This is a genomic window from Aureimonas sp. AU12, from assembly GCF_001463705.1.
Lineage (GTDB): Bacteria > Pseudomonadota > Alphaproteobacteria > Rhizobiales > Rhizobiaceae > Aureimonas.
In genome coordinates this window covers 65,737-83,563 of the sequence record NZ_BBWH01000029.1, presented here as the reverse complement: position 1 = coordinate 83,563, position 17,827 = coordinate 65,737, and the positions used below count along the sequence as shown (strand labels likewise).

General features: G+C 68.8%; 21 protein-coding genes. 7 read left to right on the top strand and 14 right to left on the bottom strand.

Features of this window, described 5'->3' with window-relative positions; all coding sequences use genetic code 11:
• The 10 genes from AUL33_RS12865 to mutM form a co-directional block, all read right to left on the bottom strand.
• Positions 1 to 255: AAA family ATPase (locus tag AUL33_RS12865; RefSeq protein WP_156419404.1), on the bottom strand; the 255-nt coding region annotated here is incomplete at its 3' end.
• A gap of 23 nt (positions 256 to 278) precedes the next feature.
• Complete coding sequence (gene dnaN, locus AUL33_RS12860; protein ID WP_062208548.1) at positions 279 to 1,397, bottom strand: DNA polymerase III subunit beta; 1,119 nt, start codon at positions 1,395 to 1,397, stop codon at positions 279 to 281.
• Between the two features lie 153 nt (positions 1,398 to 1,550).
• The gene (locus tag AUL33_RS12855) at positions 1,551 to 1,949 is read right to left on the bottom strand and encodes a type II toxin-antitoxin system VapC family toxin (RefSeq protein ID WP_062208545.1); all 399 of its coding nucleotides are present in this window, start codon (positions 1,947 to 1,949) and stop codon (positions 1,551 to 1,553) included.
• Positions 1,950 to 2,195, bottom strand: a complete 246-nt coding sequence (locus AUL33_RS12850; RefSeq protein WP_062208542.1) for a type II toxin-antitoxin system VapB family antitoxin — start codon at positions 2,193 to 2,195, stop codon at positions 1,950 to 1,952.
• A 66-nt stretch (positions 2,196 to 2,261) separates the two neighbouring features.
• Positions 2,262 to 3,719, bottom strand: coding sequence for a chromosomal replication initiator protein DnaA (gene dnaA, locus AUL33_RS12845; RefSeq protein ID WP_244492202.1), 1,458 nt, complete (start codon positions 3,717 to 3,719; stop codon positions 2,262 to 2,264).
• 113 nt (positions 3,720 to 3,832) lie between these two features.
• Positions 3,833 to 4,267 (bottom strand): rhodanese-like domain-containing protein, encoded by a 435-nt coding sequence (locus tag AUL33_RS12840; RefSeq protein ID WP_062208537.1) that lies wholly within the window; start codon positions 4,265 to 4,267, stop codon positions 3,833 to 3,835.
• Positions 4,268 to 5,004: 737 nt separating this feature from the next.
• Positions 5,005 to 5,283, bottom strand: a complete 279-nt coding sequence (gene rpsT, locus AUL33_RS12835) for a 30S ribosomal protein S20 (RefSeq protein ID WP_062208534.1) — start codon at positions 5,281 to 5,283, stop codon at positions 5,005 to 5,007.
• Positions 5,284 to 5,672: 389 nt separating this feature from the next.
• Positions 5,673 to 6,446 carry an enoyl-CoA hydratase gene (locus AUL33_RS12830; RefSeq protein WP_062208516.1) on the bottom strand — a complete coding sequence of 258 codons (774 nt, stop codon included), beginning with the start codon at positions 6,444 to 6,446 and terminating at the stop codon, positions 5,673 to 5,675.
• Between the two features lie 83 nt (positions 6,447 to 6,529).
• Positions 6,530 to 6,868: a hypothetical protein gene (locus tag AUL33_RS12825; RefSeq protein ID WP_062208514.1), complete on the bottom strand. Its 339-nt coding sequence runs from the start codon at positions 6,866 to 6,868 to the stop codon at positions 6,530 to 6,532.
• Complete coding sequence (mutM, locus tag AUL33_RS12820) at positions 6,865 to 7,824, bottom strand: bifunctional DNA-formamidopyrimidine glycosylase/DNA-(apurinic or apyrimidinic site) lyase (RefSeq protein WP_062208509.1); 960 nt, start codon at positions 7,822 to 7,824, stop codon at positions 6,865 to 6,867. Before mutM ends, AUL33_RS12825 begins: the two co-directional genes overlap by 4 nt.
• Positions 7,825 to 8,014: 190 nt before the next feature.
• Between mutM and ubiE the strand changes: the two genes are divergently transcribed.
• From ubiE to dut, 6 genes are all read left to right on the top strand, one after another.
• On the top strand, positions 8,015 to 8,794 hold the full coding sequence (gene ubiE, locus AUL33_RS12815; protein ID WP_062208506.1) for a bifunctional demethylmenaquinone methyltransferase/2-methoxy-6-polyprenyl-1,4-benzoquinol methylase UbiE: 780 nt from the start codon (positions 8,015 to 8,017) through the stop codon (positions 8,792 to 8,794).
• A gap of 4 nt (positions 8,795 to 8,798) precedes the next feature.
• Positions 8,799 to 10,385, top strand: a complete 1,587-nt coding sequence (gene ubiB, locus AUL33_RS12810; RefSeq protein ID WP_062208504.1) for a 2-polyprenylphenol 6-hydroxylase — start codon at positions 8,799 to 8,801, stop codon at positions 10,383 to 10,385.
• Between the two features lie 72 nt (positions 10,386 to 10,457).
• Positions 10,458 to 10,721, top strand: coding sequence for a hypothetical protein (locus AUL33_RS12805; RefSeq protein ID WP_062208501.1), 264 nt, complete (start codon positions 10,458 to 10,460; stop codon positions 10,719 to 10,721).
• Entirely contained in the window at positions 10,718 to 11,143 is a 426-nt protein-coding gene (locus tag AUL33_RS12800; protein ID WP_062208498.1) for a type II toxin-antitoxin system VapC family toxin, read from the top strand. The genes AUL33_RS12805 and AUL33_RS12800 overlap by 4 nt, the downstream gene beginning before the upstream one ends.
• The gene (coaBC, locus tag AUL33_RS12795; RefSeq protein WP_062208495.1) at positions 11,140 to 12,363 is read left to right on the top strand and encodes a bifunctional phosphopantothenoylcysteine decarboxylase/phosphopantothenate--cysteine ligase CoaBC; all 1,224 of its coding nucleotides are present in this window, start codon (positions 11,140 to 11,142) and stop codon (positions 12,361 to 12,363) included. Before AUL33_RS12800 ends, coaBC begins: the two co-directional genes overlap by 4 nt.
• Positions 12,364 to 12,373: 10 nt before the next feature.
• Complete coding sequence (gene dut / locus AUL33_RS12790; RefSeq protein WP_062208492.1) at positions 12,374 to 12,823, top strand: dUTP diphosphatase; 450 nt, start codon at positions 12,374 to 12,376, stop codon at positions 12,821 to 12,823.
• A gap of 30 nt (positions 12,824 to 12,853) precedes the next feature.
• On the opposite strand, the gene AUL33_RS12785 is transcribed toward dut, so the two are convergent.
• From AUL33_RS12785 to AUL33_RS12775, 3 genes are read right to left on the bottom strand one after another with little or no spacing between them, the layout of a single operon-like run.
• Positions 12,854 to 13,621, bottom strand: coding sequence for an ABC transporter ATP-binding protein (locus tag AUL33_RS12785; RefSeq protein ID WP_062208489.1), 768 nt, complete (start codon positions 13,619 to 13,621; stop codon positions 12,854 to 12,856).
• Positions 13,615 to 14,682 (bottom strand): iron ABC transporter permease, encoded by a 1,068-nt coding sequence (locus tag AUL33_RS12780; protein ID WP_062208486.1) that lies wholly within the window; start codon positions 14,680 to 14,682, stop codon positions 13,615 to 13,617. The genes AUL33_RS12785 and AUL33_RS12780 overlap by 7 nt, the downstream gene beginning before the upstream one ends.
• 3 nt (positions 14,683 to 14,685) lie before the next feature.
• Positions 14,686 to 15,810, bottom strand: a complete 1,125-nt coding sequence (locus AUL33_RS12775) for an ABC transporter substrate-binding protein (RefSeq protein WP_374754429.1) — start codon at positions 15,808 to 15,810, stop codon at positions 14,686 to 14,688.
• Positions 15,811 to 15,919: 109 nt separating this feature from the next.
• Here AUL33_RS12775 and AUL33_RS12770 point away from each other — a divergent pair, with 109 nt between their 5' ends.
• Positions 15,920 to 16,726: a class I SAM-dependent methyltransferase gene (locus AUL33_RS12770; protein ID WP_062208566.1), complete on the top strand. Its 807-nt coding sequence runs from the start codon at positions 15,920 to 15,922 to the stop codon at positions 16,724 to 16,726.
• 39 nt (positions 16,727 to 16,765) lie between these two features.
• Here AUL33_RS12770 and AUL33_RS12765 read toward each other — a convergent pair whose 3' ends face one another.
• Positions 16,766 to 17,596: a GGDEF domain-containing protein gene (locus AUL33_RS12765; RefSeq protein ID WP_192843189.1), complete on the bottom strand. Its 831-nt coding sequence runs from the start codon at positions 17,594 to 17,596 to the stop codon at positions 16,766 to 16,768.
• Between the last annotated feature and the right edge of the window lie 231 nt (positions 17,597 to 17,827).

The window sequence follows — 17,827 nt, the reverse complement described above, 5'->3', positions numbered from 1 at the left end:
CTGCAGGCGGGCGCGCACCGAGAAGCCGCCGCTGGCCCCGCCCCGGGCGATCTCGCCATAGGCGGCGCGGCGCAAGCCGCGGCCGGGCGAGAGCAGCGACACGGCTTCGAGGAGATTGGTCTTGCCGGCGCCGTTGTCGCCGTGGAGCACCACGAAGCGCGAGGAGACCGGCAGCGTCAGCGCCCCGTAATTGCGGAAGTCGACGAGCCCGAGCCCGCGGATGCGGATCCGCGGGTCGCCCAAAGGCTGCGGCATGACGGCCTGCGCAGGCGCCGACGTCAGACGCGCATCGGCATGAGGACGTAGAGCGTGCCCTCGTCGCCGCCGTCCTTGATCAGCGTCGGCGAGCCGGGATCTGCGAGCATGAACACGGCGGTCTCGCCCGAGAGCTGGCCGGTGATGTCGAGGAGATACTTGGCGTTGAAGCCGATCTCGATCTCGTCCGAATCGTAGCCGACGGCGAGCTCTTCCGTCGCGGTGCCGGCATCGGGCGAGTTCACGGTGAGCGTCAGCTGGCTGTCGGCCACCGCGAGCTTCACGGCGCGCCCGCGCTCGGAGGAGATGGTGGAGACGCGGTCGACGGCGGCCGAGAAGGTGGCGCGGTCGAGCGTCAGCGCCTTGTCGTTGCCGGTCGGGATGACGCGCTGATAGTCGGGGAAGGTGCCGTCGATGAGCTTGGACGTCATCACCACGGCGCCGACGGTGAAGCGGATCTTGGCGTCCGACAGCTCGACCTCGACGGTCTCGGCGCCTTCGCCGACCAGCTTCTGGATCTCGGCGACGGTCTTTCGCGGCACGATGATGCCGGGCATGCCCTCGGAGCCGGCCGGCGCCTCCATCTCGGCGCGGGCGAGGCGGTGCCCGTCGGTGGCCACCGCGCGCAGCTTCAGCGAGCCGCCCGCTTCGATCGTGTGGAGGTAGATGCCGTTGAGATAGTAGCGGGTCTCCTCGGTGGAGATCGCGAACTGGGTGCGCTCGATGAGGCGGGCGAGATCGGCCGACTTCATCTGGAAGGAGTGGCTGAACGTGCCGGCGGTGATGTCGGGAAAGTCGGCCTCGGGCAGGCACTGGAGGCGGAAGTTGGAGCGGCCCGACGTCACCGTCATCTGCGCCCCGTCCGGATTGGTCTGGAGCTTGACCTCCGAGCCGTCGGAGAGCTTGCGCACGATGTCGTAAAGGAGGTGGGCGGGCACGGTGGTGGCGCCGTCCTGCTCGCCGCTCGCGGCTACCGCCTCGGTGATCTCGATGTCGAGATCGGTCGCCTTCAGGCGCAGCGCGCCGTCCTCGGACTTGAGGAGGACGTTCGAGAGGATCGGGATCGTGTTCCGGCGTTCCACCACGCGGTGGACATGGCTCAGCGACTTCAGGAGGTTCGATCGCTCGATGATGATACGCATGGCGAAAATGACCGTTCGGGAACTCTGGACGCGCCGGACGGGACCGCCCCTCGCAAAGGTCCGCACGTTGTAGAGCAAGGCGGCGACGGCGAAAAGGGAAACCGTGGAACGGCGGCTGCCGGGGCCCGGTAAGGTTACGACCCTTCGCCGGTGTCACGCGGCTTCGATGTCGGTGTGGATGAAATCCTCGCCCTTGAAGAGCAGCGGCACACCGCGATGGCGGGCGCAGGCATAAGCGAAGCAATCTCCAAAGTTCAGGTCGGCCTTATGGCGCCCGCGACCGAACCGGCGCGAGGCATCCAGCGCCAGAGTGCCGATCTCGGCGGTGACGGGGATGATCTCGGCGCCGGCTTCTTCGACGAACTGCGCAACGAGCCGGTCCGCCTCGACGAAAGACCGTCCGCCACCGTGGCGCGCCAAGGCAATGACCGCCTCCCAGATCGCCATCGGCGACACGTACGCCTGTACTGCCGTCTCAATACGGTCGGACAGGGAGATCCAGTCGTCCTCCTGCCCGATGATCGCGACGATGACCGAAGCGTCGATGAACACTCAGAGATCGCCGCCGAGGGAGTCGAAGAACGCCTTATCGGCCTTTTCTCCGGTCTTCTCGACCTTCGCCCACTCGTCGCCGATCGCTTGAAAACGCTGGCGAAGCGGGATGGGCGCATGATCCGCCGCGACGACGGCCGCCGCCTTCACCGCTTGGCGCACCACATCTTCCGGGGTTCGTCCGTCGCGATCCGCCAGCCGGCGGATCGTCGCCACCGTCTCGGCATCCTCAATCAAAAGGCTCATGGGGCCAACTCCTTCGCTGGCCTCGATCCTAGTCTCGGCCGCGGCCGAAATGAAGGCAGGCCGCGCTCACTCCTCGATCATGCGGCGGATGACGTCCAGCTCCTCCGACAGCTTCTCGTCGGTCGCGCGCTCGGCCTCGATCTTGCGCACGGCATGCAGCACGGTCGTGTGGTCTCGGCCGCCGAAGCGACGGCCGATCTCGGGCAGCGAGCGCGGCGTCATCGTCTTGGCAAGATACATGGCGATCTGGCGCGGGCGCACGATCGTGCGGGTGCGCCGGGCCGACAGGATGTCGGTGCGCGAGACGTTGTAATGGCGCGAGACGAACTTGAGGATGTCCTCGACGCGCACCCGCTTCTCGGCGCCGGCCCGCGTCAGCTGGTTGAGGAGGTCGTCGAGATGCTCGGCCGAGAGCGGCTGGCCGACCGAATGGCGGAAGGCGATCTGGTTGAAGGCGCCTTCGAGGTCGCGGCCCGAACCCGCGACGCGCCGCGCGATCGTGTCGACGACGCCCTCGGCGAGCGCGAAGGAGGGATCCTCCACCTTCATCGCGTCGATGCGGGTCTCCAGGATGCCGCGTCGCATGTCGTAATCGGGCGTCGCGATCTCGATGGCCACGCCCCCCGACAGGCGCGAGCGCACCCGGCTATCGAGAGACTCCAGCTCGAAGGCCGGACGGTCGGCGGCGACGATCACCTGACGCGCCGAATCGATGAGCGCGTTGAGGAGGTGGCAGAATTCCTGCTGGATCGACTTGCCCTGCAGGAACTGCATGTCGTCGATGATGAGGATGTCGATGCCGCGCAGGTTCTCCTTGAAGTCGAGCGCCTGGTTGTCGCGGATCGCGGTGGCGAAGCGCCACATGAAATATTCGGCCGTCAGGTAGACGACGCGCGGCCGGTCCTCGCGCGCCGTCGCGGCGTTGGCGATCGCCTGCAGCAGATGCGTCTTGCCGAGGCCCACCGCGGCGTGGACGAAGAGCGGGTTGAAGCGCACCGACTGCGGACCGTTCTCGGCGATCGAGCGGGCGGCGGCGAGCGCCACGCGGTTCGAGGCCCCCTCGACGAAGGTCGAGAAGACGTAGCGCGGGTCGAGCGGCGAGCCGAACTCGGAGGCGGCAGACCGTGCGACCTCGCTCGTCGTGCTGCGCTCGGTGCCGGCACGCGGCGCATTGGCCGCGGCGACCGTGCGGGTCGGCTGCGCAGCGGCGGGCTCGTCGGCCCGGACCGGGGCGGGCAGCGGCGCCACGGCGCCCGAGCCGCGCACGGCCGAGCGCACGGCGACGTCCACCTTCAGCGTGCCCGGCACCTCCTCGGAGAAGATCTCGAGCAGCAGCGCGCTGTAATGGCCGTTGATCCAGGTCTTGAGGAAGGCGGTGGGAACGGAGACCTGCACCAGACCCTTCGAGACCTGCTCGACCTTCATGCGGGTGAACCAGGAGGCGAAGACGTCGGCGCCGAGCTGCGCCTTGAGGCGCGCGTTGACGCGCTCGATCATGTCGGCGCTGGCGCCAGGCTTGCCCATGGACGGCTCGTTCGGCTTGGGCATGCTGGATGCCGCGGTCGGGGACTGATGAGGCGGGCGTGCGACGGCGGGGAGGCCGGCGTGGCGCGAGGGAGCCGAGTGGTGGAGGGCGCTCATTTCTGCCTCCACGGCAGGCCGGCGGCCTTCCAGCCGGCCAGCGTACCGCGATGCCCCTCTTCGTCCGGCGGCCCCTCGAACCCGTCGGCGACGTTGAAGCAATGGGCAAAGCCCGCCGCCGTCAGCGCCGCTGCGCTCGACATCGACCGGGCGCCGGAGCGGCAGAGGAAGTAGACGGGCGACTCCTTCGAGCCGCCGGCCGCCTCGATCGCCGCGGCCACGCGCGGCGCGAAACCGGGATCCACCGCCATCGACGGGAAGGTCTGCCATTCCGCGAAGATCGGCTGGGCGCCGCCCTGCGGTGTCAGCGGAAAGCCGACGAAATTCCATTCGGCACTCGTGCGGACGTCGACGAGAAACGAGGGGGTCTGCGAGCCGAGTGCTGACCAGCAGTCCTCGGCGGAGACATCGCCCTTGTAGGAACGGTTCATCGGGTACTCCATACACGCCGGATTCCCCTGAGGGGGACCACGGCCAAACCATGCGACAGGACCACCGTTCCCTCCGCGGACGTGCCACGGCGAGCCGGATGCCTGAAATCGTGAAAAAGGGTCAGCTCGGGTTGGTGAGGGAGAGGGGTGTTCCGCGCATCTTCCGATTTGTTCTGGAAAACACGTCTTGTCCCCACATCTCGCCGTCCCGGGCTCTTGTCCTGAAGCAAAAGCTACGCAACGCCACAGGTCCGGGCAAGCTATGAATCGTGCGCCATCACCCGAGCGTGGCGCAACTGTGACGGTCGAGACTGCGTGCGGGATCAGGGCCTAAACGTAATCCGCTGATTCAAAGAATGATTCCGCAGGGCAACACGCCATCATTCCGCTGCAGGGGTGAACGCGGGAATTTTTTGCGCCGTTCACCTTGACTCGCCGACTCGCGCTGGCGCCGGGCTCGTGACACCTCAATGGGTCGGACGGCTCTCGCAACGCGTTGTTTTCGAAGGAGAAACCGTGACGCCGGCTGAAATCCCTTACGCCACAGGGCTTTGAGGATGACAAGGGGGTGACGCCGATTGAATCAAATATGTCGCAGTTTCCAGCGCGAGCCCGCAGCGTGCCGCCAGCCGGTTCGCAGGGGAGATCAAGACTGCGAGAAACGGCAAAAAGGCCCGGGTTGCCCCGAGCCTTTTTACAATCTTCAAGTGCGCCGACCGTCCGGTCGGCGGGGACGATCAGGCTGCGACGGCAGTGCCGACGGCCTTCACGCGGTTCGACAGGCGGGAGATTTTCCGCGACGCCGTGTTCTTGTGGTAGACGCCCTTCGAGGCCGCACGCATCAGCTCGGGCTCGGCCGCCTTGAACGCCTGCTGCGCGGCTTCCTTGTCGCCGGTGAGGATGGCTTCCTCGACCTTGCGAAGGAAGGTGCGCACACGCGACCGGCGATCCTTGTTGACAGCGGTGCGGCGGGCGATCTTGCGGGCGGCCTTCTTGGCCGACGGCGTATTGGCCATGGTCTGCTCTCTTGTTGGGTCGTCGGATCCACCCGGTCAAATGACCGCGCCGATCCTCGGGCGAAAAGGGTTTCGTGTCGTCCGGCCGATCCCCGAATCCCAACCTGGAACGGACACGGCCCGAGCGGCAGCACCCGAAGATGCCGCCGGAAATCTGCGCGCCTTATAGGACCACCCCGCCGCGCCGTCAACCGCCGGCGGCGGGACGCAAGATGGGGCGCGGCCCCAAACCCCGCCAAGGGCCTGAGGCCCTTGGAACCCCATCACTTCCATCATCGATCGGGGAGGGCCGCGGGCCCTCTCCGATCGATGATCAAAAGAAGCAGGGGTCCGGGGTGTCGGCCCTCGGGCGGGGACCGGGGCGGCAACCCCGCCCTGGAGCCCCGCCGTCAGCGATGGCGGAACGTCGGTTTGCGCTTTTCGGTGAAGGCGGCCATGCCTTCGCTCTGGTCGTCGAGCGAGAAGGCGGCGGCGAAGAGGCGGCGTTCGACGCGAAGGCCTTCGGTGAGGGTGGTGTCGAAAGCGCGGACGACGAGTTCCTTCACCATCAGGGCGGTGGGAAGCGAGAAGGAGGCGATCTTTTCGGCGGCCTTCAGGGCTTCGTCGATGAGGGCGTCGTCGGGCACGACGCGGGCGACGAGGCCGGAGCGCTCGGCTTCTGCGGCGTCCATCATGCGGCCGGTGAGGCAGAGATCCATGGTCTTGGCCTTGCCGATGGCGCGAGCCATGCGCTGGGTGCCGCCCATGCCGGGGGGCACGCCGAGCGTGATCTCGGGCTGGCCGAACCTGGCGGACTCGCCGGCGATGATGAAGTCGCACATCATGGCGAGTTCGCAGCCGCCGCCGAGCGCGTAGCCGGAGACGGCGGCGATGACGGGCTTGCGGGTGGCGGCGAAGCGGTCCCAGCCGGCGGCGAAGTCCGAGAGGTAGACGTCGGCAAAGCCGAGCGGCTGCATCTCCTTGATGTCAGCGCCGGCGGCGAAGGCCTTGGCCGAGCCGGTGAGGACGATGGCGCCTATGCCCTCGTCCGCGCCGAAGCCCTCGACCGCGTGAAGGAGTTCGCCGAGAAGGGCAGTGTTGAGGGCGTTCAGCGCCTCGGGCCTGTGGAGCGTGACGAGGGCGACGCGCCCGCGCGTTTCCGTCCGGATGGTCTGGTAGTCCATGCGCTTGAGATCCTCCCCCGTGAAGGCCGGAGGATACGACGGCGGGGGCGTTCGGCAAGGGAGGGGCCGGGAAAAGCGGCGGGTCAGAAGCCGGCGGCGCTGCGCGCTTCCGGCTGTAGGCCGGCGAACCAGTCGGCATAGGGCGAGTTCTCCGGCGAGAAGCGTGTCCAGTCCTTCGCGCCGTCGGTCCACCAGACCGGGCCGCGCTCACCGAGGCGCTGCTTGGCGGCGTCGACGTCGCGCCGGGCGCGGCGGCGGCTCTCCTCATCGGCGGCGTCGCGCACCGCGCGGCGGGCGTCCATCAGCGCGTTCACCGCAGCCTGGCGCTGGTCTTCCGGCAAGGCGGGGTCGCTGCGACGCCAGAGCCGGCGCTTGGCGACGAAATACCGCCCGTCCGGCGTCTCGGGATAGGGCCCGCTCATCGCTGGCACACCGGACAGAAGAAGGTCGAGCGGCCGGACTGGACGATGCGGGCGACGATGCCGCGGCATCCCGCGTGGCGGCAGGGCTCGTCCTCGCGGTCGTAGACGGCGAAGCGGTGCTGGAAGTAGCCGAGCGCGCCATCGGCCTGCCGGTAGTCGCGCAGCGTCGAGCCGCCGGCCTCGATGGCGTCGGCGATGGTCTCGCGGATGTGAAGGGCGAGGGTTTCGAGCCGCAGGGTCGGGCCGCCGTTCGTCTTCACGAGCGAGCCGGCGGCGCGGCGAGGCGAGAGGCGGGCGCGCCACAGCGCCTCGCAGACATAGATGTTGCCGAGGCCGGCCACGATCGTCTGGTCGAGCAGCGCCGCCTTCAGCGGAGCGGCCTTGCCCCTGAACCGCGCGGCGAGCACCGCGCCGGACAGAGCGTTGCCGGTGGGCTCGATGCCGAGGCCCCGGAAATGGGGATGCTCGGCAAGGTCGGCGCGGGGAAACAGCGTCATGTAGCCGAAGCGCCGGGGGTCGTTGAAGACGATGCGCGCCGTGCCGCCGCCGGGCCGGACGAGATGGAAGATCACGTGGTCGTGCGTGCGGCTCTCGCCGCGCGGCCGATGGAAGGCCGCCCCGGCCACCGGGGCGCCCGTCTCGCCGGCTTCCTCCGTGCCGGGCCCAGCCTCGCCCGTCCCGTCCTCGCTCGTCCCGTCCTCGCCCGCCTCGATGCGGAACGAGCCGGACATGCCGAGATGCATGGCGAGGAGGTGGCCGTCGTCGAGATCGGCGAGGAGATACTTGGCGCGGCGCCCGAGCGCCTCGATGCGGCGGCCCGCGAGGCGCTCGGCAAAACGCTCGGGCAGGGGAAAGCGCAGGTCCGGGCGGCGCGCCTCGACATGGGCGATCCTCGCGCCCTCCATCACCGGCGCCAGCCCGCGGCGGACGGTCTCGACCTCTGGCAATTCGGGCATCGGCACTACCTATGATCGGGGTCGTCCACCGGAGCGGGCGGGGCATGATGGCGCCCGCGCGTGGCTTCCGATAGGAACGACGCGAAACGAGCCTGCAGCCCCTCCACACGACGGCGGGGCGCGGGTGTCCAGCATGTCATAGGCCGCAAGACGGCTTCGGCTACGGCCAACGGTTGAGAAGGTGAACCCCATGTCGCGGACCCGCGTCAGCGCTGCTGAGGGAATGGAGACCTCCTACGGCTTCGAGACCGTGGGGGGGCGCGAGGAGAAGCAGGCGCGCGTCAACGAGGTGTTCCATCGCGTCGCCGAGCGCTACGACGTGATGAACGACCTGATGTCGGGCGGCATGCACCGGCTATGGAAGGACGCCATGGTGCAGTGGCTGGCGCCCTCGCGCCGGCCGGGCTGGCGCTTCCTCGACGTCGCCGGCGGCACCGGGGACGTCGCGATGCGCATCGTCGAAGCCTCGCGCGGACAGGCCGAGGGCACCGTCCTCGACATCAACGCCTCGATGCTGGCGGTGGGCGCCGAGCGCGCGGTGAAGCGCAAGCTCGACGGCAACCTTCTCTTCGTCGAGGGCAATGCCGAGGACCTGAAGCTCCCGGACGCCGCCTTCGACGCCTATACGATCGCCTTCGGCATCCGCAACGTGCCGCGCATCGACCTGGCGCTCTCGGAAGCCTTCCGGGTGCTGAAGCCCGGCGGGCGGTTCCTCTGCCTCGAATTCTCCGAGGTCGAGCTGCCCGTCCTCGACAAGATCTACGACGCGTGGTCGTTCAAGGCGATCCCCGCCATCGGCGGCGCCGTGGCGAAGGACCGCGAGTCCTACGAATATCTCGTAGAATCGATCCGCCGCTTTCCCAACCAGGCGAATTTCGCCAGTGCCATCCGGCGCGCCGGTTTCGAGCGCGTGACGCATCGCAATCTCACCGGCGGCATCGCGGCGATCCACTCCGGCTGGAAGCTCTAGACGCTTGGCCAATCCCGTCACCGGCACCATCGCGCTTATTCGCGCGGCGTTCATCCTCGTGCGCGAGGGCGTGGTCTCGGCGCTGCCGGGCGAGGGCCTGCCGCCGATGGCGCGCTTCGCCCATCGCCTCGCCGGGTTGATCGCGCGGCGCTCGGCCAAGCGGCGCGTGCGCGCCGAGCGTCTGTCGACGGCGCTGAATCGGCTCGGGCCCTCCTACGTCAAGCTCGGGCAGTTCCTGGCGACGCGCCCCGACATCGTCGGCACCGAGATCGCGCTCGAGCTCTCCTACCTGCAGGACAAGGTGCCGCCCTTCCCGCGCGAGGTGGCGATCGCCGAGATCGAACTGAGCCTCGGTCGTCGTATCGACGACCTGTTCATCGAGTTCGGCGAGATCGTCGGCGCCGCCTCGATCGCGCAGGTCCACCGCGCCCGCATCCTCACCCGCGACGGCGAGGAGCGACAGGTCGCCGTCAAGGTGATCCGGCCGGGCGTACGGCTCGCCTTCCGGCGCGAGCTGGAGGCCTTCGCCTTCATCGCCAAGGTGCTGGAGCGGCTGGTGAAATCGTCGCGGCGCTTGCGGCCGGTGGCGGTGGTGGAGACGCTGGCGCAGTCGACGCGCATCGAGATGGACCTGCGCCTCGAGGCGGCGGCGTCCTCCGAGATGGCCGACAACGTCGCCGAGGATCCCGGCTTCCGCGTGCCGACCATCGACTGGGAGCGCACGGGCCGCGACGTCCTGACGATGGAGTGGGTGGACGGCATCAAGATGAACGACGTCGCGGCGGTGGCGGCGGCCGGCCACGACCTGCCCGCGCTCGGCGTCAACCTCGTGCAGTCCTTCCTGCGCCATTCGATGCGCGACGGCTTCTTCCATGCCGACATGCATCCGGGAAACCTCTTCGTCGCCCCGGACGGCACGATCGTGGCGGTGGATCTCGGCATCGTCGGACGGCTCTCCGCCGATTCGCGCCGCTTCCTCGCCGAAATCCTCTACGGCTTCATCCGGCGTGATTACCGGCGCGTCGCCGAGATCCATTTCGAGGCCGGCTACGTGCCGCGCTCCAAGGACGTGCTGTCCTTCGCGCAGGCGCTGCGGGCCATCGGCGAGCCGATCCACGGCCAGCCCGCCGAGACCATCTCGATGGCGCATCTCCTGACGCTGCTCTTCGAGGTGACCGAGCTCTTCGACATGCAGACGCGGCCCGAACTCGTACTCCTGCAGAAGACCATGGTGGTGGTGGAGGGCGTCGCGCGTTCCTACGATCCGCGGTTCAACATGTGGGTCGCCGCCGAGCCGGTGGTAACCGAGTACATTCTCGGCGAGATCGGCCCGGCGGCCAAGCTGCGCGATGCGCGCGAGGGGCTGGAGGCGGTCTTCCGGCTGGCCAAGCGCCTGCCCGACCTCGCCTCGGGGCTGGAGGTGCTGGCCAAGAACCTGCCCGACCTCGTGGAGAACGGCATCCATATCGGCGACGACGACCTGATGCAGCTCGCCAAGGAGGGCAAGGCCGCCATCCTCGTCGGCCGCACCGCGCAGATCATCGGCGCCCTGGCGCTGATGGTGATCGCCTGGCAGCTGACCTTCGGGTGAGGGAATGGCGGTCGGCTGTGAGTTGATGAGGGCATGGCCGTCCGCTAAACATGGTCATGAGCGAGGTGCGCCATGGATGACCTGACATTCGAGATCGATGACAATGTGCTGGAGATTCTGCGCGTGCGGGCGATAGCCCATGGGCGCACGCTCGAGGATGAAGCGCGGCATCTGATCCTTCGTTCGCTGGACGACGACCGCGAAATCCAGTCCGGCGTGTCCGAGACCGCGACGGCCGCCTTTGCACAATTGCGAGCGAAGGCTGGCGGTGGAGCCGACATGGATCTGCCGATGCGCTCCCACGAACCCATGCGACCGATCGATCTCGACGCGTGATCATTGTCGACACGAATGTCGTCTCGGAGATGATGCGCGCACGGCCCGATCCGCTTGTCGAAGCCTGGTTCGGCACGAGACGGGCGGCGGATTTCACCATCACTGTCGTCACCCTTTACGAACTGCTTCACGGCACCAAGCGTATGAGCCCATCGGCCGAGCGCCGGCGCCTCGAAGCCATGGTTCGATCGCTCGTGCCGAACGCTGTCGGCAGGGTCGTCGACCTCGATGGGGAGGCCGCCGAAGCCGCGGCCGATATCCAGGTTCGCCGTCAGTCCGCGGGGCGCCCTATCCAACTGGCCGATGCTCTGATCGCCGGCATCGTGCGACGTCACGATGCCGTACTTGCCACACGAAACATCCGTGATTTCGTCGACACCGGCATCTCGCTGGTCAATCCTTGGCAGGAGGCGTTGCCTTGACCCTCACCGGGCGCCGCATCCTTCTCATCGTCGGCGGCGGCATCGCGGCCTACAAGTGCCTCGACCTCGTGCGGCGGCTGCGCGAGCGCGGGGCGGTGGTGACGCCGGTGATGACGCCGGATGCGGCCGAGTTCGTGACGCCCCTGTCGCTCGGGGCGCTCACCGGCGCCAGGGTCTATGGCGAGCTGTTCGACCGCGACGACGAGCACGATGTCGGGCATATCCGGCTGGCGCGCGAGGCCGATCTGGTGATCCTCGCGCCCGCCAGCGCCACGCGCATGGCGAAGATGGCCGCGGGGATCGGCGACGATCTCGCCGGCGCGATCCTTCTGGCGACCGCGACGCCCGTGCTGGCGGCGCCCGCGATGAACCCGGCCATGTGGCGCCATCCCGCGACGCGTCGCTCCGCGGCGACGCTCGCCGCCGACGGCATCCGTTTCGTCGGGCCGAACCGGGGCGAGATGGCCGAGCGCGGCGAGGCGGGCGAGGGGCGCATGGCCGAGCCGCTGGAGATCGTGGCCGCGGCCGAGGCGATCCTGAGCCCGGTGGCGGCCGGGCCGCTGGCGGGGCGCCACGTCGTCGTCACGTCCGGCCCGACGCACGAGCCGATCGATCCCGTGCGCTACATCGCCAACCGTTCTTCCGGCCGGCAGGGCCATGCTATCGCCGGGGCCCTGGCGCGTGCCGGGGCGCGGGTGACGCTGGTGTCGGGGCCGGTCGCGCTTCCCGACCCCGCCGGGGTCTCAGCCGTCCATGTCGAGACGGCACGCCAGATGCTGGCGGCGGTGGAGGCGGCGCTGCCGGCCGATGCGGCCGTCTTCGTCGCGGCCGTGGCGGACTGGCGCACGCAGGACGAGGCCGGCCAGAAGATGAAGAAGGGCGCGGACGGGCCACCGCATCTCGCGCTCATCGAGAACCCCGATATCCTGCGCACCGTCGGCACCGGAGCGCGCCGCCCGGCGCTCGTGGTGGGCTTTGCCGCCGAGACGAGCGATCTCCTCGTCCACGCCGGCCGGAAGCTCGCCGCCAAGGGCGCCGACCTCATCGTCGCCAACGACGTGTCCGAGGGCACCGGCGTCATGGGAGGCACGCGCAACACGGTGCGGCTGGTCTCGGCCGGCGGCGTCGAGGACTGGCCCGAACTCGACAAGCGCGAGGTGGCCGAACGGCTCGTCGCCGAGATCGCCCGGCGTTTGAGCGAGAAGGATCCCCGCCCGTGAGGAACCGAGCATGAGCCTGCCGCGCATCGGCATCCGCCGCCTGCCCCATGGCGAGGGCCTGCCCCTGCCGGCCTACCAGAGCCTCGGCGCGGCCGGCGCCGATCTGTGCGCCGCCGTCGTCGAGCCGCTGACGATGGCGCCGGGGGCCCGCGCGCTCGTGCCGACCGGTCTCGTCTTCGCCATCCCGCCGGGCTTCGAGGTGCAGGTGCGTCCGCGCTCGGGGCTGGCGGCGCGCCACGGCGTCACCGTTCTCAACGCACCCGGCACGGTCGACAGCGACTATCGCGGCGAGGTGATGGCGATCCTGATCAACCACGGCGCCGAGCCCTTCGTGATCGCGCGCGGCGAGCGCATCGCGCAGATCGTCGTGGTGCCGGTGGTGCAGGCCGAGTTCGAGGAGGTCGAGCATGTCGACGCCACCGCGCGCGGCACCGGCGGCTTCGGCTCCACGGGGCGCTGACGCACTCGATCAGGCGCCCGTCCGCCGACACTATGCGGCAGCGGGAACCGATCCGTCGACGATCACCACCGGTCGCCCTTGCGTGCAGGCCTCCACGCGCGCCTCGACCCGGTAGACCTCGCGCAGCATCGCCGAGGTGATGACCTCGGCGCTCGGGCCGCTCGTCACCATCGTCCCGTTGGCGATGACGATCGTATGCTCGCAGTAGCGCAGCGCGTGGTTGAGGTCGTGCAACGCGATGAGGACCGCCATGTCATCGGCCGCCGCGCGCCGTTGCATGAAGGACAGGACCTCGATCTGGCGGAAGAGATCGAGCGCCGAGGTCGGCTCGTCCATCAGCAGCACCTGCGGCCGGCGGATGAGCGCCTGCGCGATCGAGACGAGCTGGCGCTGGCCGCCCGACAGCTCGCCGAGGCCCCGGAAGCCGAGATCGGAGATCTGGAGATCGGCGAGGATGCGGTCGATCCCGGCGAGATCGCTCTCGGCCACGCGCCAGCCCGAGCCCTGCTTGGCAGCGAGCAGCACGGATTCGTAGACGGTGAGCACGGCGTTGGCGCCGGTGTCCTGCGGCATGTAGCGGATGGCGTCGCGCTCGGGCAGCGCGGCGCCCGAGAGATGCACCGTGCCGGGACCGGGGATCAGCCCGGCGATCCGCTTGAAGAGGGTGGACTTGCCGGCCGCGTTCGGGCCGATCACCGCCGTCAGCGCGCCGCCCTTGAGGAGCCCCGTATCGACGCCGGACAGGATGGTCTGGCGGCCGTAGCGTGCGCCGAGTGCGTCGAGCGCGATCGCTACCATGCCCGCCTCCGGTTGGTGAAGATGAGCACGAAGAAGAAGGGCACGCCGACGAGCGCGGTGATCACGCCGATCGGCAGGATGGCGCCCGGCAGCAGCGTCTTCGACACGACCGAGGTGACGGAGAGGAGGAGCGACCCGCAGAGCACCGAGGCCGGCAGGAAGAAGCGCTGGTCCTCGCCCACCAGCATGCGGGCGATATGCGGGCCGACGAGCCCGACGAAGCCGATCGTGCCGACGAAGGAGACGGGGATCGCGGCGAGAAGGCTCACCGTCAGCATGGTCTGGAGCCGCAGGCGCTTCACGTTGACGCCGAGGCTCGCCGCCTTGTCCTCGCCGAGCCGCAGCGCCGTCAGCGCCCAGGCCTGGCGCGCGAAGACCGGCACCGCGAAGACGAGAACCGCCGCGGTGATCGCGACCTTCGGCCAGGTCGCCTTCGTCAGGCTGCCCATCGTCCAGAACACGACGGCCGCGAGCGCCTGCTCGGAGGCGAGATATTCAAGCAGCGACAGGAGCGCGTTGAAGGTGAAGACGAGCGCGATGCCGAGCAGCACGATGGTCTCGACGGTGACGCCGCGCATCGTCGAGGCGAAGTGGATGAAGAGCGCGGCCACCATCGCCATGAGGAAGGCGTTGATCGGCACCATGTATTGCAGCGCCACCGGAAAGATCGCCGTGCCGCCGACGAGCGCCAGTGCCGCGCCGAAGGAGGCGGCCGCCGAAATGCCGAGCGTGAAGGGGCTGGCGAGCGGATTGGCGAGGATCGTCTGCATCTGCGCGCCCGCCACCGAGAGCGAGGCACCCACCGTCACCGCCATCAGCGCGATCGGCATGCGGATGTCCCAGATCACCACGCGCAGCTGGTCGCTCACCGTGTCCGACGAGAACAGGGCCTGGAGGATCTGGGCAACCGTGTAGTTGGCGGGGCCGAGCGCCATGTCGATGCAGACGCTGGCAAAGAGCGCCGCGAGAAGCGCGGTGATGAGGGCAATACGGCGAAAGGCCAGGGCGCGGTATCGACCGCGCCCCGACCCGATCTCGCCGCCGAGCGGGAGTGTGGTCATGCTTTACTCGTCGGTCAGCGACACGAAGTAGCCGGGCTTGTAGTCGAGCGGCAGGAAGCGGGCGTGCAGTTCCTTGAAGGTCGCTTCCGGGTCGAGGCCGGGGAAGAGGTCGGGATGCAGCCACTTCGCCATCTGCTGGATCGCCACGAACTGGTAGGGATTGTTGTAGAACTGGTGCCAGATCGCATGGACCTGCCCCGTCTCCACCGCCTTGATGCCGGTGAAGGCGGGACGCTTCGTCAGCGCCTCCAGCTTGACCCGGGCGGCGGCCTCGTCGGCGCCGTAGCCCACACCCACCCAGTTGCCGCCGGGCACGTAACCCTCCCAGTTGCCGCCGGTGACGATGACCTGGTCTGGGTTGGAGGCGATGATCTGCTCGGGATTCACCGCGCCGAACGTGCCGGGGATCATGGCCTTGGCCATGTTGATGCCGCCGGCGATCTCCACCATCCTGCCGAAGTTCTCATCGCCGAAGGACATGCAGCAATCGTCGGAATAGCCGCCGGCGCGCTCCATGAAGACGAGCGGGCGCGCGGGCTTCTCGGCGTCGAGGACATCCGTGACCTCGCGGATGCTCTTGGCGCGGAAGGCGATGAAGTCCTCCGCGATCTCGTTCTTGGCGAGAAGCTGCCCGATGATGCGCATCGAGGGCTCGGTGTTGACCATCGGCTTCTCGCGGAAGTCGACATAGACGAGCGGGATGCCGACCTTGGCCAGTGTCTCGATGTAGCCGGCTTCTTCCGTTGCGGTCTTGGCGTCGATGTTCATGATGATGACGTCGGGCTTCAGCGACACCGCCTGCTCGACGTCGAAGGAGCCGTCCTTCATGCCGCCGAAGGTCGGCAGCTGGGCGATCTCGGGATACTTGGCGAGATAGGCGGCGTAGCTCTCGGGATCGGCCTTGGGCAGGTCGTCGCGCCAGCCCACGACATGGCTGAACGGCGCCTCGCGATCGAGCGCGGCGAGGAAATAGATCTGGCGTCCCTCGCCGAGGATGACGCGCCTCGCCGGGACTTCCACATCGACGTCGCGTCCGGCGACGTCGCGGATCGTCACCTTGTCGGCCCACGCGGTGCCCAAGGACGAGACGAGAAGGACGGCGGCGGCCAGAGCCGTCCGGCGGAGCATCCGCATGATGGGAAAACCTTGCTGGTGAAGATGGCGGCTTGTAGAAATACATGACGTCAATGGTCAAGAATTATCTTTTAGAAGCGCTCGAAGGTCCGCCGCGATGGAAATGCAGGAGAAAACAAGGGGAGCGAACTATAGTGTGCGCGACGAGATCCGCGAGTTCTGGTCGGAGCGCGCCGAGCGCTTCGACGAGTTTCCCGGACACGAGATATCAGGCGAGCGCGAGCGGTCCGCCTGGCATGCGTTGATCCAACGGCATCTCGGCCCCGGCGCGGGGCGCTCCGCGCTCGATCTGGCGAGCGGCACGGGCGTCGTCTCGCATCTCCTCGACGATCTCGGCTACCGCGTCACCGGCCTCGACTGGTCGGAGCCGATGCTGGAGCGCGCCCGCGCCAAGGCGGCGGCGCGGGGCCGGACGATCGTCTTCCGGGTGGGCGATGCGGAGCGCTCATCCGAGGCGGATTCGTCCTACGACGTCGCGGTCACGCGTCATCTCGTGTGGACGCTCATCGATCCCGCCGCCGCCTTCCGCGAATGGCTGCGCGTCCTGCGGCCGGGCGGGACGCTGCTCGTGGTGGACGGCGACTTCGTCGGCACAGGGCGGACCGAGCGGATCCTCGCCCGGCTCGATGCGGCGGCGCGGCGGCTGGGATGGCGAGGCCACGAGCCTGTGGGCTTGTCGGAGGCCATGCAGCGCCGGCATCGGGCCATCCTCGCCCGCGTCCATTTCTCAACGGGCGCGAGGGCCGACGCGGTGGCGAGGCTCCTGCGGGAGGCCGGCTTCAGGGATGTCGTGGTGGACCGGCGGCTGGGTGCCGTCCATCGGGCGCAGGCCGCGCAGATGCCGTTCTTCAAGGGCCTCGCGCGCCGCTCGCAGCATCGCTACGCCATCCGCGCGGTGAAGCCGGCCTGAAGCGCCTCGGCCGGGCGCGGCCTTCGCGGGCTTCGTGCCTCAGGCGACCGGTAGCCGCTTCGGTGCGCTTCTAGCGCCCGCTTCCGGTGCCGCCGCGATCGTCGCGCGGGTCTGCGCGAGCGCGCCGAGCTGCGTCAGCGCCGTGCGGTTGCGACCGCCTTCCTTGGCCTTGTAGAGATTGGCGTCGGCGATCTTGTAGAGGGCGTTGAAGGCCACCGCGCTGCGGAACGAGATGCCGCCGAGGCTGACGGACAGCCGCGTGCGGCGCTCGCGCGGGCCGACCTCGAGCCGGTTGATCGCGGTGCGCAGGCGCTCGGCGACGATGCGCCCCTCCTCGTATCCGGCATTGCGCAGGAGCACCGCGAACTCTTCGCCGCCTAGCCGCCCGACGAGATCGTCCTTGCGCACGGAGCGCCGCAGCGTCTCGGCGATCAGCGTCAGGGCCTCGTCGCCCGTGTGATGGCCGAGCCGGTCGTTGATGCGCTTGAAATGGTCGGCATCGAGGATGAGCAGGGTCGCGGGCTCGAGGTCGCTCGCGCGCCGCTGGCTCATGCGGGCGATCGCCATCTCCGCCGAACGCTTGAACGCGGTGCGGTTGAGCACCTGCGTCAGCCCGTCCCGCGTCGCGAACTCGAAGAGCCGCCGGTTCTCGCCGCGCAGCCGCACGATCCGCGTCACCGCATAGATCTGCATCGGCAGCGCGGTGGCGAACAGGAGAAGGAGGCAGAAGGCGAGCGACCCCTGCGCGACGGGCGAGGCGAAGGAGCCGAAATAGGTGAAGGTGGCGATCACCACGACGCCGGCCATCGTTGCCGTCAGCCCCAGAAGCTCGAGGCAGAACTGGCGGAGGGTGTCGATGGTGGGTTTCATGCGCATTCCCGGCAGGGCTGGTCGATCTCGATCCTGCAGGGCACGGATTGCCGAAGCGTGAAGACTGGTCGGTGTCTTTTACCAGTCCGTCAGGATCGGGATCCGGGGCGTCCTTTCCCACGTTTCCTTTCTTTCGTGGCGGCTCCCGGTGAGCGAGCCGGGAACAGTCGTTTTCGAAAGTCGGGGCGGTTCGAGAACGATTTGCTCGAAAACGCCGCGAGCCCGCATCGA

What these genes read in the sequence shown, in the direction of transcription:
- dnaN (WP_062208548.1), bottom strand. Translation starts at nt 1,397, where the DNA reads ATGCGTATCATCATCGAGCGATCGAACCTCCTGAAGTCGCTGAGCCAT.
- AUL33_RS12850 (WP_062208542.1), bottom strand. Translation starts at nt 2,195, where the DNA reads ATGAGCCTTTTGATTGAGGATGCCGAGACGGTGGCGACGATCCGCCGG.
- dnaA (WP_244492202.1), bottom strand. Translation starts at nt 3,719, where the DNA reads ATGGGCAAGCCTGGCGCCAGCGCCGACATGATCGAGCGCGTCAACGCG.
- AUL33_RS12840 (WP_062208537.1), bottom strand. Translation starts at nt 4,267, where the DNA reads ATGAACCGTTCCTACAAGGGCGATGTCTCCGCCGAGGACTGCTGGTCA.
- rpsT (WP_062208534.1), bottom strand. Translation starts at nt 5,283, where the DNA reads ATGGCCAATACGCCGTCGGCCAAGAAGGCCGCCCGCAAGATCGCCCGC.
- AUL33_RS12830 (WP_062208516.1), bottom strand. Translation starts at nt 6,446, where the DNA reads ATGGACTACCAGACCATCCGGACGGAAACGCGCGGGCGCGTCGCCCTC.
- AUL33_RS12825 (WP_062208514.1), bottom strand. Translation starts at nt 6,868, where the DNA reads ATGAGCGGGCCCTATCCCGAGACGCCGGACGGGCGGTATTTCGTCGCC.
- mutM (WP_062208509.1), bottom strand. Translation starts at nt 7,824, where the DNA reads ATGCCCGAATTGCCAGAGGTCGAGACCGTCCGCCGCGGGCTGGCGCCG.
- ubiE (WP_062208506.1), top strand. Translation starts at nt 8,015, where the DNA reads ATGTCGCGGACCCGCGTCAGCGCTGCTGAGGGAATGGAGACCTCCTAC.
- AUL33_RS12805 (WP_062208501.1), top strand. Translation starts at nt 10,458, where the DNA reads ATGGATGACCTGACATTCGAGATCGATGACAATGTGCTGGAGATTCTG.
- dut (WP_062208492.1), top strand. Translation starts at nt 12,374, where the DNA reads ATGAGCCTGCCGCGCATCGGCATCCGCCGCCTGCCCCATGGCGAGGGC.
- AUL33_RS12785 (WP_062208489.1), bottom strand. Translation starts at nt 13,621, where the DNA reads ATGGTAGCGATCGCGCTCGACGCACTCGGCGCACGCTACGGCCGCCAG.
- AUL33_RS12780 (WP_062208486.1), bottom strand. Translation starts at nt 14,682, where the DNA reads ATGACCACACTCCCGCTCGGCGGCGAGATCGGGTCGGGGCGCGGTCGA.
- AUL33_RS12775 (WP_374754429.1), bottom strand. Translation starts at nt 15,810, where the DNA reads ATGCTCCGCCGGACGGCTCTGGCCGCCGCCGTCCTTCTCGTCTCGTCC.
- AUL33_RS12770 (WP_062208566.1), top strand. Translation starts at nt 15,920, where the DNA reads ATGCAGGAGAAAACAAGGGGAGCGAACTATAGTGTGCGCGACGAGATC.
- AUL33_RS12765 (WP_192843189.1), bottom strand. Translation starts at nt 17,596, where the DNA reads ATGAAACCCACCATCGACACCCTCCGCCAGTTCTGCCTCGAGCTTCTG.